13 protein-coding genes and 1 tRNA gene are annotated in these 11,934 nt (G+C 21.5%); all 14 read left to right on the top strand.

From position 1 onward, the window contains the following. The first annotated feature begins 13 nt into the window (after nucleotides 1-13). Entirely contained in the window at nucleotides 14-247 is a 234-nt protein-coding gene (locus tag RS022_RS00625) for a hypothetical protein (RefSeq protein ID WP_268849986.1), read from the top strand. Between the two features lie 150 nt (nucleotides 248-397). Then, nucleotides 398-568, top strand: a complete 171-nt coding sequence (gene rpsU / locus RS022_RS00620; RefSeq protein ID WP_225695984.1) for a 30S ribosomal protein S21 — start codon at nucleotides 398-400, stop codon at nucleotides 566-568. A 141-nt stretch (nucleotides 569-709) separates the two neighbouring features. Next, on the top strand, nucleotides 710-1,117 hold the full coding sequence (gene ybeY / locus RS022_RS00615) for an rRNA maturation RNase YbeY (protein WP_268849985.1): 408 nt from the start codon (nucleotides 710-712) through the stop codon (nucleotides 1,115-1,117). A 70-nt stretch (nucleotides 1,118-1,187) separates the two neighbouring features. After that, nucleotides 1,188-2,081: a GTPase Era gene (gene era / locus RS022_RS00610; RefSeq protein WP_268849984.1), complete on the top strand. Its 894-nt coding sequence runs from the start codon at nucleotides 1,188-1,190 to the stop codon at nucleotides 2,079-2,081. A 35-nt stretch (nucleotides 2,082-2,116) separates the two neighbouring features. Further along, the gene (locus RS022_RS00605) at nucleotides 2,117-3,493 is read left to right on the top strand and encodes a glycine--tRNA ligase (protein ID WP_268849983.1); all 1,377 of its coding nucleotides are present in this window, start codon (nucleotides 2,117-2,119) and stop codon (nucleotides 3,491-3,493) included. Nucleotides 3,494-3,544: 51 nt separating this feature from the next. Next, nucleotides 3,545-5,431: a DNA primase gene (gene dnaG, locus RS022_RS00600; RefSeq protein WP_268849982.1), complete on the top strand. Its 1,887-nt coding sequence runs from the start codon at nucleotides 3,545-3,547 to the stop codon at nucleotides 5,429-5,431. Between the two features lie 59 nt (nucleotides 5,432-5,490). Next, complete coding sequence (locus RS022_RS00595; protein ID WP_268849981.1) at nucleotides 5,491-6,756, top strand: sigma-70 family RNA polymerase sigma factor; 1,266 nt, start codon at nucleotides 5,491-5,493, stop codon at nucleotides 6,754-6,756. Beyond that, complete coding sequence (locus tag RS022_RS00590) at nucleotides 6,753-7,196, top strand: tRNA (adenine(22)-N(1))-methyltransferase TrmK (RefSeq protein WP_268849980.1); 444 nt, start codon at nucleotides 6,753-6,755, stop codon at nucleotides 7,194-7,196. Before RS022_RS00595 ends, RS022_RS00590 begins: the two co-directional genes overlap by 4 nt. 73 nt (nucleotides 7,197-7,269) lie before the next feature. After that, nucleotides 7,270-7,346: transfer RNA gene (locus RS022_RS00585), tRNA-Arg, on the top strand. Between the two features lie 145 nt (nucleotides 7,347-7,491). Beyond that, nucleotides 7,492-7,692: a 50S ribosomal protein L32 gene (gene rpmF, locus RS022_RS00580; RefSeq protein ID WP_268849979.1), complete on the top strand. Its 201-nt coding sequence runs from the start codon at nucleotides 7,492-7,494 to the stop codon at nucleotides 7,690-7,692. A gap of 57 nt (nucleotides 7,693-7,749) precedes the next feature. Next, on the top strand, nucleotides 7,750-10,383 hold the full coding sequence (gene alaS / locus RS022_RS00575) for an alanine--tRNA ligase (protein ID WP_478210013.1): 2,634 nt from the start codon (nucleotides 7,750-7,752) through the stop codon (nucleotides 10,381-10,383). Further along, entirely contained in the window at nucleotides 10,374-10,829 is a 456-nt protein-coding gene (ruvX, locus tag RS022_RS00570; RefSeq protein WP_420885781.1) for a Holliday junction resolvase RuvX, read from the top strand. Before alaS ends, ruvX begins: the two co-directional genes overlap by 10 nt. A 14-nt stretch (nucleotides 10,830-10,843) precedes the next feature. After that, a complete protein-coding gene (locus tag RS022_RS00565) occupies nucleotides 10,844-11,428 on the top strand; it encodes an O-methyltransferase (protein ID WP_268849976.1) in 585 nt (194 codons plus the stop codon). Nucleotides 11,429-11,453: 25 nt separating this feature from the next. Continuing rightward, nucleotides 11,454-11,933 (top strand): transcription elongation factor GreA, encoded by a 480-nt coding sequence (gene greA, locus RS022_RS00560; protein ID WP_268849975.1) that lies wholly within the window; start codon nucleotides 11,454-11,456, stop codon nucleotides 11,931-11,933. The last annotated feature ends 1 nt before the right edge of the window (nucleotide 11,934 follow it).

The following is an 11,934-nucleotide window of genomic DNA, read 5'->3' as shown; positions in this document are numbered from 1 at the left end:
TGAGGATTATAACATGACATATTTATCAGTTACTTATATGTATATTAATTGCATGTTAATAATTTTAGGAGTTTTATTTACTACAGAAAAAAGTATAATAGATATTTTTTCAGAACAATACGGAAATAATAGACCTGATGGCTCTCAAGTTGTTTTAAATCGTTTTATTTTTTGTTTAGTTTGTATTTATTTTGTTAATTCCTTTTTATATTTAAAACATATTTTAAACAATCCATTAAATATTTAAAAAAATTATTTTTTTGTTTTATTTTTATTTATTTATGATAAAATATTTTATATGTTTAAAAAATAATATTAAAAAATGTATTTAGATATTATTTTGATTATTTATTTTTATAATTTAAATTATTTTTTATGCAGAAAAGGAGTTGATTAAATGATTAAGACTATCGTTCGCAAAGAAGAAACTTTTGACGAAACTTTACGTCGTTTTAAACGTGATGTTTCTAAATCAGGAAATTTAGCGCAAGCTCGAAAAAAAGAATATTATATTAAACCAAGTACAGAAAGAAAAAACCGTAGAAAATTTTCAAAAAAAAGATATTAAATTTTAATAAAAAATTCACCTTATAATTTATTAGGTGTTTTTTATTTTTAATAACGATTTTATAAGTTTATTATTAAAATATTTTTTATATTTAGTAATTTAAAATATTAATGACAATTTTCAGAAAAGACATCATTATAGATGATTATTAAAATACATAACACAACAACACAAAAAATTAAAAATTTTAAAAAAATTTTAATTAAAATTTTTGATTTTATAGAAGATACGAAAAAAATTAATATTATTTTTATAAATAATAATAAAATGCAAGAAATGAATTTTTATTATCGCCAAAAAAACTATCCTACTGATGTTTTAACTTTTCCAAATACAAATTATGATGATTATTTGGGTGATATCTTTATTTCTTTAACGAAAGTTTTTGAACAAGCTCAAAAAATAGGTCATAGTTTAGAAAAAGAAGTTGCATTTTTAGTTATTCATGGTTATCTTCATTTAAAAGGATATAATGACGATACTGAAGAATCTTTACAAGAAATGATAGATATACAAGAAGATATTTTAAACAAAAATAATATTATTTAAAAATTTAACATTATTTTTAATTATTAATAAAATTTTATAATTTTTTTGTTCTAAAGGGAGGTTTTGGCGTTTGTTTAAATCAGGTTTTATTACTATGATAGGTAAGGCTAATGTAGGTAAATCTACTTTATTAAATTCTTTGTTAGAACAAAAAATTTCTATTACAAGTGATAAACCTAATACTACGAAAAAAAAAATTTTAGGTATTTGTAATAGTCCTGATTATCAAATTATTTTTGTAGATAATCCAGGTTTAATATATAAAAGACAAATGTTTTTAATTTCCAAAATGAATTTTATAACTTTCAAAAACATTCAAGAAGTCGATGTTATTTTATTTTTAGTCGATGAGGAATGTCGTCAAAGAGATAAAAATATTTTAGATTTTATTCAAAAATATAACAAAAAAATTATTTTAGTTATTACTAAAATTGATATTTTAAAAAAAAAGATTTTAATTGATAAAATTATTTTAAGCTATTTAGAACATTTTTCTTTCGAAGCTATTATTCCTTTGTCTAGTATTAAAGACAAAAACTTAAACATTTTGAAAAAAAATATTGTTTCATTATTAAAAGAAAGAGAACCTTATTTTTCAAAAGATGTTATTACTAATCTTTCGCAAGAAGAATTAATATCAGAATTTGTGAGAGAAAAGTTTTTTTATTATTTAGATAAGGAATTACCTCATGTTTGTTCTGTTTATTTAGAAAATTTAACTTATGGCAAAGATTTATCTTCTTTAACAATAGATATTTTAATTTTAGTTTCGAAAATAAGCCAAAGAAAAATTTTAATTGGTACTAATGGTTCCACATTAAAAAAAATTCGAATTACTGCTGAAAAAGATATTAAGAGATTTTTGAAAAAGAAAGTTTCTTTAAATTTATGGGTCAAAGTAGATACAGAATTGAATATTAGAAAAAAAGTTTTTCGTTCTCCTTATGTTTCATATACAAAATAATAGAAAAATATAATTAAAAATTGGTTATTTAAATTATGTGCGAAAATATAAACAATATTTCTTTAAAAGATATCGTTAACTTTATGAAACAAACTGGTTTTGTTTTTCCTGGTAGCGAAATTTATAATGGTTTAGCTAATAGTTTTGATTACGGTCCTTTAGGTAGTTTATTAAAACAAAATATTAAAAAAGTTTGGATTAAAAAATTTTTTCAAGAAAATGAAAAAAATATTTTGTTAGATAGTTCTATTATTATGAATCCTAAAATTTGGGAAGCATCAGGACATTTATCTTCATTTATTGATCCTTTAGCTGAAAATAAAGACGATAATAAACGTTATAGAGTAGATAAATTAATTAAAAATCATAATCCTCAGATAAATGTCGATAACTTAACTTTTCAAGAAATGACAGATTATTTAATTGAACATAAAATTTTAGGAACTAAAAATTGGACTTCTGTTAAAGAATTTAATTTATTATTTAAAACTTCACAAGGTGTTATTTCTGAAAACAATCTTCCTTTATATTTAAGACCAGAAACTTGTCAAGGTATTTTTGTTAATTTTAAAAATATTTTGTATTCTACTAGAAAAAAAATTCCTTTTGGTGTAGGTCAAATTGGAAAAGCTTTTCGTAATGAAATCACTCCTGGTAATTTTATTTTTCGTACTTGTGAATTTGAACAAATGGAATTAGAATTTTTTTGCCATCCTAAAGAATATTATGAGTGGTTTTGTTTTTGGAAAGATTATTCTTATAATTTTCTTTTGCAATTAGGTTTTAATCTCCATAATTTGAAATTTAAAGATTATAATTCTGATGAATTAAGTCATTATGCCAATGCTACTACAGATATTTTATTTCGTTTTCCTTGGGGATTTGATGAATTATGGGGAATATCTTCAAGGACAGATTTCGATCTAAAAGCGCATCAAAAATTTTCACAAAAAGATTTAAAATATCTAGATATATTAACTAAAGAAAAATATTGGCCTTTTGTTATCGAACCTTCTTTAGGGGTCGAAAGATTATTTTTAGCTATTATAATTAATTGTTTACAAAATGAAAAATTAAAAAATGATACTACAAGAGTAGTTTTGAAAATTCATCCTTTTTTATCTCCTTATAAATTAGCTATTTTGCCTTTAATAAAACAAAAACATAATTTTAAAGCTAAAGAATTACAAAAAAAATTATCTCCTTTTTTTGAAGTATATTATGATGAAAATCAAAGTATAGGTAAAAGGTATCGACGACAAGATATGATAGGTACACCATTTTGTTGTACTATAGATGAAGAAACTTTAATCAACAATACAGCGACTATAAGAGATCGTGATTCTTTAGAACAAGAACGAATATCAATTGAAGAAATTAAAAAATATATAGAAGATAAAATAATATTTTAATTTTTTTAAATAAATAAAAAAATTTTTAATTAATATAAAAAATTAAGTCTTATGAATAATGTAAATAATAATTTATTTGAGATATTAAATAAAAACATCCCCATTTATGATTTAATTACTAAAATGGGAATCGTTGTGAAAAAACAAGGAAAAGGTTTTTTTGCTTTGTGTCCTTTTCATAAAGAAAAAACTCCTTCTTTTTCTGTTTCTACTGAAAAAAATATCGCTTTATGTATGAGTTGTCGTAAAGGTGGTTCTCCAGTTAAATTTTATTCTCAATTAAAAGATATTCCTGCATCAGAAGCGATTAAACAATTAGCTAAATTTTTTAATATTAATTTACCTAAACAAAAATTAAAATATGAAGATCCTTTAACTTCTATTTTAAAATCAGCTAATGAATTTTATCAAAAAGCTTTGTTATTTATCTTAGATAGAAAAGAATTTTCAAAACATCCTTTATTAAAATATTTATTTGAAGAAAGAAAATTAAATAAAGAATTAATTCAAGAGTTCGGGTTAGGTTATTCTCATAAAAACTCAAGAGCTTTAATTAAACATTTAGTTGAAAAACTTAATTATAAATATGAAGATATTTTAAAATTAGGTTTGATTTCTAAAAAAAATGATTCAGATGAATATTTTGATTTTTTTATTAATCGTTTAATATTTCCTTTGACCGATGAAAACGGTAAAATAATTGGTTTTTGCGGACGTTCATTAGAAAATAAACAAAATAAAACTCAATTTAATATTCCTAAATATTTATTTAATAGCCAATTTAAAAAAGAAAATTTTTTATATCGTTTTTTTGAACATCAAAAAAATATCCAAGATAAAAAAGAAGTTATTTTATGCGAAGGTTTTTTTGACGTTATCGCTTTTTATAAAATAGGGATGAAAAATGTTGTAGCTAATTTAGGAACTAATTTAAATCGAATTCAAATTACATCATTGAAAAAGGTAACGCAAAATGTTACTGTCGCTTTAGATTCTGATAACGCAGGAAAAGAAGCTGAAAAAAAAATTTCTTTTTTGTTAAATAAAAATAGTTTTAGAGTTAAGGTTTTAAATTTTCCTTCTAATTTAGATCCTGATGAATATATTTTATCTAAAAAAAATAATATAAGTTTATTAAAACAAAAATTAGAAGAAAGAACTAAAGATTATATTTTTAATCAAATAGAAGAATTTAGAAAACAAAATTTAAGAGACGATCAAATAAATTCGAATATTAACATTTTATTAAAATATCATAATAGAGACAATTTAGAATATTTTCAAAATAAAATAAATGAAAAATATCAAATTCAAACTAATTTATTTTCTTTTATTTCTATGAAAGAAATAAACAACCAATTATTACAAAGCACAAAGGATAAAATTTCTTTAAAAGGAATAATTGGGAGTTATGAAAAAGAAATAAGTCTTTTGACTGAATTATTTTTAAATCAAGAATATATTGATTTGGTTATAGAAGAAATTTATAAATACGAAAATATTAATGCTGATGTTATAGATTTGATTCGTAAGATTAAAGATTATTATATGAAATATTTAAAAGAAGAAGAAAAAAATGGCATAAATATTTCTAATTTTAAAAATGTTTATAAAGAATTTTTAAATCATATGTTAAATTCTAAAATAGTATATAATTTATTATTACAAGTAGAAAACAATCCTATATTTAAACAAAAAAAAAGAATCCAAAGCCAAGAATATTTAAAAGACATTTTTATTCCTTTTAAAATGAAAGATTATTCAACGATCCAACAAGAAATTAAGAAAGAAATAAAGATAATTAAAAATAAAATTAATGAAAAAAATAATAATGATGAAGATGATAGTCCAGAAACAAATAAATTATGGGATGAATTAAAACAAAAAGAAAAACAATTATCAAATATTCAACAAAATCAATTTGAAAATAAAATATAATAATTTTATTTTATTAATTATAAAAAATAATTATTATAAATGGATAAAAAGGAAATTTTATGAATTTAAGAAAAAATTTTAAAAAAATCTATAAAAAACATCATTTAAAAATAGAAAAAGAAAATAATTCATTTATTATTACTCCTGTTGAACAAAAGATGCAATGGTTAGAAAAATTTTATAAAAATAAAGATTTTTTTAACTCAAGACTTATTAAATCCATAATCATGTATGAAAAAAAATTCAAAAATAAAAGAAATAATTCTAAACAAAAAAATTCATCTAAAAATGACCTTTTTAATAAATTATATTCACAAAATAATGACATGTATAATAAAGAAGAATCTCAAGAAAATTTAAATTTGGAACAAATTGCTAATTCTATTAAAGTAAACGATCCTGTTAAAATGTATCTTAAAGAAATAGGTCAAATTCCTTTATTAACTTTAGAAGAAGAAAAAATTAAATCCAAAATGGTTTATGAAGGATTGATAGCTAAAAAACAATTAGAACAATATAAAAAACAAGAAATAGAATTAACATATGAACAATTAGAAGAAATAAATAAAAAGATAAAAGACGCCGAACAAGCTAAAAGTAAATTAATCGAAGCTAATTATCGTTTAGTAGTCTCAATAGCTAAACGTTATATAGGAAGAAAGATTTTATTTTTAGATTTAATTCAAGAAGGAAATATGGGCTTAATGAGAGCAGTCGATAAGTTCGATTATACTAAAGGCTTTAAATTTTCTACTTATGCTACTTGGTGGATAAGACAAGCGATTACAAGAGCTGTAGCTGATCAAGCTAGAACAATTCGAATTCCAGTTCATATTATAGAAACAATGAATAAAATTTCTCGTTGTTTAGGAAAATTAACACAAGATTTATTGCGTAAAGTTGATAATCAAGAATTAGCTATGAATATGAATATAAAAAAAAAAGAAATTGTTGATATTCAAATGATAGAAAAAGAAACTATTTCTTTAGAAACATCATCTAGAGAAGAAGTTGATTCTTCTTTAGGAGATTTTATAAATGATCCTAATACTATTTCTCCTCATGAATATATGTTGCAAGAAATGTTAAAAAAGACTTTAGATGAATCTTTAGAAGAAGTTTTAACAGATAAAGAAGAACAAGTTTTAAAAATGCGTTATGGCCTTACAGATGGACATATTTATACTTTAGAAGAATTAGGTAATAAATTTAACGTTACTCGTGAAAGAATTCGTCAAATAGAAGCTAAAGCTTTAAGACGTTTAAGAAGTCCTTCTAAACAAAATAAATTAAGAACATTATATAATAATATTATTAAAAAATGAAAAGAATTCTTTTTATTGCTTCTTTATTAAAAGGTTATGATATAGTCATTGATATCGGAACAGATCATGGTTTAGTTTTAAAAAAAGCATTAGATTTAAAATATATTAAAAAAGGAATCGCTTGCGATAATAAAATTAAACCTTTACAAAGTGCTTTTCAAAATTTAAAAAATTATCCTGTTAAATTTTATTTAAGTGATGGTTTTGATAAAATAAACGATGATTTTGATTTAGCTTTAATTTGTGGCATGGGTCCGCATACTATTTCACAAATTTTACAAAGATCACCTTATAAAAAAAAATATTTTTTATTAGGCTGTCAAGGAAAAATTAATTATTTAATTGATTGGTTAAATAATAATAATTTTGATATTTTAGAATATTATAATTTTTATGATAAATTGAGCTATATTTTTTTAAAAGTTTTTCAAAAAGAATAAAAAAATCATTTTTAGTAATAATAAATGAAAAAAATAAAATTTTAAAGTATAATATAAGTTGATTTCATAAAAAGTTTGAGTAGCTCAGCTGGATAGAGCAACGGCCTTCTAAGCCGTCGGTCAGGGGTTCGAATCCCTTCTCAAACGCCATTATTTTAATTTTAATATAAAATTATTTATTTTTTAATATTGAATAGGAAAATTTAAAAAAGATCTTTTATTATCAAATAAATATTTTGTTAATATTTTGCGAAAAATTTTTATTTGATAATAAAAAAATAGGAGATATAAAAACATGGCTGTCCCTTTTAGAAGAACAGGTAAAACTGCAAAAAGAAAAAGACGTACACATAAAAAATTAAATAAACCTAACTTAATTATTTGCCCTGATACTAAGAATTTTACTTTATCACATCGTTTAACTGCGAATAGCTCTCATTATAAAGGCGAATTTATTTTAATTAAAAATAAAAAGAAACAAAAAGAAGTAGAATAAAGATATATTTTTTTATTGAAAAAAACATTATATAAAGGAAATTATGAAATGAAAAAAATGACTACCAATGAAATTAGAAAAATGTGGTTAGATTTTTTTGTTGAAAAAGGGCATCATTTAGAAAATTCATCTTCTTTAATTCCTGAATTTTCAGATCCTAGTTTATTATGGGTTAATGCGGGAGTAGTTCCTTTTAAAAAATATTTCGATGGTTCTGAAAAAGCTTTTTATCCTAAAATAGTTAGTATTCAAAAATGTTTAAGAACAAATGATATTGAAAATGTAGGCAAAAATTCTATTCATCATACTTTTTTTGAAATGTTAGGTAATTTTTCGATAAGTAATTATTTTAAAAAAGAAGCGATAGATTTGGCTTACGAATTATTGATATCTAATAAGTGGTTTGCTTTTCCGAAGGATCGTTTATATATTACTTATTTTTATCAAGATCAAGCTACATATGATTTATGGTTAAAAAAGGGAATCGATTCAGATCATTTAATTCCTTTAAAAGATAATTTTTGGGAAATAAGTGAAGGACCTTGTGGTCCTTGTACTGAGATTTTTTTTGATCGTGGAGTTGAGTATGACCGAAGAGATTTAGAATTACTTTACGAAGATATTTCTAATGATCGATTTTTAGAAATTTGGAATATAGTTTTTTCAGAATATAATAGTGAATCTGGGAAAAATAGAGAAGAATATCTTGAATTACCAAGCAAAAATATCGATACTGGTGCAGGATTGGAACGTTTAGCTTGTATTTTTCAAAACAAAAAAACTAGTTTTGAAACAGATCTTTTTTTTCCTATTATTCAAAAAATTAGTTTTTTAATTAAAGTTAAATATTCAAAAAAAAAAAAAACTTTTCGAATTATCGCTGACCATATCAAAACTTTAGTTTTTGGAATTGGGGATGGAGTTTTATTTGCTAATGAAGGTCGAGGATATATTTTAAAAAAACTTTTAAGAAGAGGTTTTACTAAAGGAAAAACATTAGGTTTTCAAAAACCTTTTTTATTTAAATTAGTTTCTGTTGTTATTGATATAATGAAAGAATTTTATCCTTATTTAATTGATAAAAAAGAAATTATTGAAAATATTATTAAAAAAGAAGAAGAAAAATTTGTATTTAATTTAAATAAAGGTCAAAAATTATTTTTCCAATTAGTTCAAAATAATATTCTTTCAGGAGAGAATTTTTTTAAACTTTATGATACTTATGGTTTGCCTACGGATATTATATATGAATATGCGAAGCAAAATAATATTCATATAGATGAACAAAAATTCCAAATTTATTTAGAAGAACAAAAAAAATTATCTCGTGGCGCCCAAAATAATAAATATAGTATGAATAAACAAAATGATCTTTTTTTAAAATTTAATGAAAAAAATGAATTTGTAGGTTACAATAAATTTTCGATTAAAACAAAAGTTTTAAAAGTTTTTGATGAAGGTATTGTTTTAAAAGAAACACCTTTTTATCCTGAAATGGGCGGTCAAATTTATGATATAGGAATAATTGATGATTTAGAAGTAGTTAAGGTTACTAAATTACCAAATCAACAAATTATTCATCAATTAGATCGTTCAATTACTCCATTAATAAATTTTTTCACCGAAGGAAAAGAAGTTACAGCTTCTATTGATACCTTACAAAGAAAAAAAACTTCTTATAATCATACAGCTACTCATCTTTTATATGATTCTTTAAAATTAATTTTAGGAGAACATGTTAAACAAAGAGGTTCTAGCTTAAATTCTAATTATTTGAGATTTGATTTTAATCATTTTCAAAATTTATCTTTTGAAAATTTAATAAAAATAGAAAACAAAGTTAATGAATGGATTCATCAAAAACATCCAGTTATTATCGAAGAAACATCTTTATTAGAGGCTAAAAAAAGAAAAATTCAATTTTTAGAAAATACCAATTATCAAGATAAAGCCCGAATAGTTAAAATTGGTGATTTTTCAATTCAACTATGTGGTGGAACGCATGCGAATAACACAAGTGATTTAAAAAAATTTGCTATTGTCAATTATAAAATCATTGGATCTGGAATTTATAGAATAGAAGCAGTTACTGATTCTAATGTTTTTTATACTTTAAATAAAAAAATAGAACCTTTTATCTTAGAAGAAAAAAAAATTTTTTCTAAAATAGAAGAAATACATAAAGATATTTATTTAGAAGAATTTTTATCAAAAATAAAAAAAATTGCTATTCAAAAAAATTATAAAGACAGTTATGCTTATATTCAAAATTATAAAAATTATTTACAAGTTGTAAGAAAAGAATTCAGTGAATTTAAAAAACAAATTTTAAAAAAAAGAAATGAACAAATTATAAAAAAATATAAAAAATTTATTCCTGACAAAATCGAGCCTTATTTAATGATTGTTGTTGATAACTATCATGATGAACTAACAAATAATGAATTAAAAGTATTATTAGATCATCTATTTAACATATTAAAAGTAGATTTTTTATGCTTATGTAAAAAAAAATTAGATCAAGTTTTTATTTTATGCAAAAGTAAAATAATTAATGTTGATAATTTTATTCAAAAAGTTGTTAAAAAAATGAATGGTAAAGGTGGAGGAAATAAAAATTTTGGGCAATTAACTATTTATGAAGTAAATAGATTTATTGAATTTGAAAATAATTGGAAAGTATTTTTATGACAAAAGAAAATGTTTTTTTAGGTTTAGATTTAGGAGAAAAAACCTTGGGTATTTCTATATCTGAATCTGGTATTATTGTTAATAATTTAAAAACAATTTTTTTTCGTAATAATCAATATCAAGAATTAATTGAACCTTTAAAAACAATTATTGAAAATTTTAAAGTTACCACAATAATTTTAGGTTATCCAAAACATATGAATAATGATGTAGGAATTAAAGCTCAAATTAGCATTGATTTTTCTAAAAGAATTAAAAAAAATTTCTCTTCTGTAGAAGTCATTTTATGGGATGAACGTTTATCTACTCAGCAATCATATCAAATATGTCGTTTAAATAATCATAATAAGAAAAAAATAAAAAACTTAAAGGATAAAATATCAGCAGGTATCATTTTACAAAATTTTTTAAATTATCATAATAATAAGTTGCTAAATAATAGTTAGAAGATTTTTATATTATGAAAAATGAAAAAGAAAAATTTTTGAAAAATATTAAAACATATGCTTTAGAAAATAATATTCCTATTATTCATGATGAAACTCTTATATTTTTACAAGATATAATTAAAAAAAATAATTTAATTAATATTTTAGAAATAGGAACTGCTATTGGTTATAGCGCTCTCGCTATGAATAATTACCAAAATAATATCCAAACCATAGAAAGAGATTATAATAAATATAAAATAGCTTTAGATTTTTTTCATGAAAAAAAATTTAATATCGAATTTATTTGGTCAGAAGCTCTTTTTTATCAACCTAATAAAAAATATGATTTAATTTTTATTGATGCTGCTAAAGTTCAATATCAAAAATTATTTGAAAAATATAATATTTTTTTAAATAAAAATAAATTTATTATATGTGATAATTTAAATTTTCATAATTTAGATATTAATAATCCTAAACTTTCGAGAAGTACTAAACGTTTAATTCAAAAAATGAATTATTTTAAATTTTTTTTAAAGAATAATTATTTTTTTGAAACAACTTTTTTAAATATAGGAGATGGCATTAGTATTTCACGTAAAAAAATATTATAAAAAATTCAATAAGGAAACAAATAAAATGAATAAAAATAAAAAAAATTATGAATTAACACAATCAGGAGTAGATGAATTAAAAGCAGAATTAGAACATCTTATAAATGTTAAAAGACATGAAAATTTAGAATCTCTTAAAGAAGCTAGAGAACAAGGTGATTTAAGCGAAAACGCTGATTATAACGCAGCTCGTGATGAACAAGCTTTTATAGAATCTCGTATTTTAGAAATTCAAAATATTTTAAAAAATGTTAAAATTATTAATACTTATAGTACAAATAAAGAAATTAATATTGGTAAAACAGTTACATTACAATTTTTAGATAGCATGACAGAAAAAACTTTACATTTAGTAGGTGTTTTAGAAGTTAATCCTTTTAAGAATAAAATTTCTATCGAATCTCCGATAGGCCAAAGTATTCAAGGTTATCAAGAAGGAGACCAAGTTTTAGTTAAAACAGAACTAGGAAAAAGTTTTAAAGTAAATATTTTAAAGGTTAAATAAA

The organism is Candidatus Phytoplasma rubi (assembly GCF_026821955.1).
Taxonomy (GTDB): Bacteria; Bacillota_I; Bacilli_A; order Acholeplasmatales; family Acholeplasmataceae; genus Phytoplasma; species Phytoplasma vitis.
This window is presented reverse-complemented; position numbering and strand designations above follow the sequence as displayed.